Source organism: Methylovulum psychrotolerans (assembly GCF_002923755.1).
In the GTDB taxonomy this organism is placed as follows: Bacteria; Pseudomonadota; Gammaproteobacteria; order Methylococcales; family Methylomonadaceae; genus Methylovulum; species Methylovulum psychrotolerans.
This window is the reverse complement of sequence record NZ_PGFZ01000078.1, coordinates 1-1,282: the sequence shown is the minus strand read 5'-3', so window position 1 is coordinate 1,282 and position 1,282 is coordinate 1. Positions and strand designations below refer to the sequence as shown.

Below are 1,282 nucleotides of genomic sequence, written 5' to 3'. Positions count from 1 at the left end.
ACATTACCAATCAGAGTATCGGTAGCTGTGAATTAAAAATTGATAAGCTGATGGAAATTGCTAAAAAACATGGATATGCCGGATCAGGACATAGTTTCGGGCCATTTAGCATTAAAACACAAGAAAATTGCGTTACTGAAATAAAATTAGTTGCTTTTTAGCTAAGATATCGGAAATGTAATTAAAGCCAAGTAGAGTGCGCGATGTACACCCTACTTGACTATAATCATACACCCAACTTTTTTCATTTTGATTTTTCAAAAATGATGCCGGGTTCTCCGACTAATATGCTGAACAACCCTGTTATTGGCGGGAGACCTTCGTCAAACCAGATCAATTGGAACTCGCCAGACTTCCGGAAGCCATCATTTGCCAATGGTGGCTTCGTGATTTACCCTAACAAAACCAACACTAATCAGATTAAGTTCGGTTTATGCAAAAGTTATGCGGAACCCGTTAATTGGGTGCTTATTAGGTTCTTACATGACTTTAACTGGTTGCGGAACCTTATTCGCACCTCGTATTGACGATCTTGCTTTTGTTTCTGCATCAGTGGTTAATATCCTTGACCATTCAGAAATTCCTTGGTTGGGACGTGAACGCCCATCGCTGAAACTTTTAGAAATAACCTTCGAAAGCCAAGCGAACCTAATCGCTGTGGCCGCTGATCACGAATTCAATATGACTAGCGAAATATTTTATTGCGGGGATGGGCCAGCTAAATATATGGGCGGATATTTTAGTGTTTACCATAAAGGCGCGATAATTACTCCAAGCACCCAGACAAGGAATCCATTAAAAATGGAAGGACAACAAAAGCATAGCTACCAAATATATATAAAATATATCCAACAACACGCCGATATTTCGGCATCTGGTGAAACCATTACACCAAAATATGACCTCAGCCAACCAACTGAGGGCTTATGTGCAAGAATACATGGCGGCAATATGCTGGGCACTTACTTTGATTCCAATATTTTCACAATCCCCAAGACTGCCCTGTAGATAGTGTCAATTCCTTAATCATACCGAATTTTATGAGGAGTCACCCATCCATCCCTTGAGAAGGGAGACCACCTTTAGACTAAAACCTTTTAATGGCTGCTTTGTGTTATATCCCAACAAATCAAACACAAATATGATAAAGTCCGTTTATGCAAAATGATTTTGATATACATGGCTGTAATAGTTCTGAATCAATAGGCCTATCACATTATCATAAAGACCATATATAACAACTATGACGCACCAAAATTGCAACCAACCTCCTAGGGGCACT

General features: G+C 39.5%; 1 protein-coding gene. It reads left to right on the top strand.

The genetic code is table 11. From position 1 onward, the window contains the following. Positions 1-483 precede the first annotated feature (483 nt). The gene (locus AADEFJLK_RS23660; protein WP_103976042.1) at positions 484-1,008 is read left to right on the top strand and encodes a hypothetical protein; all 525 of its coding nucleotides are present in this window, start codon (positions 484-486) and stop codon (positions 1,006-1,008) included. The last annotated feature ends 274 nt before the right edge of the window (positions 1,009-1,282 follow it).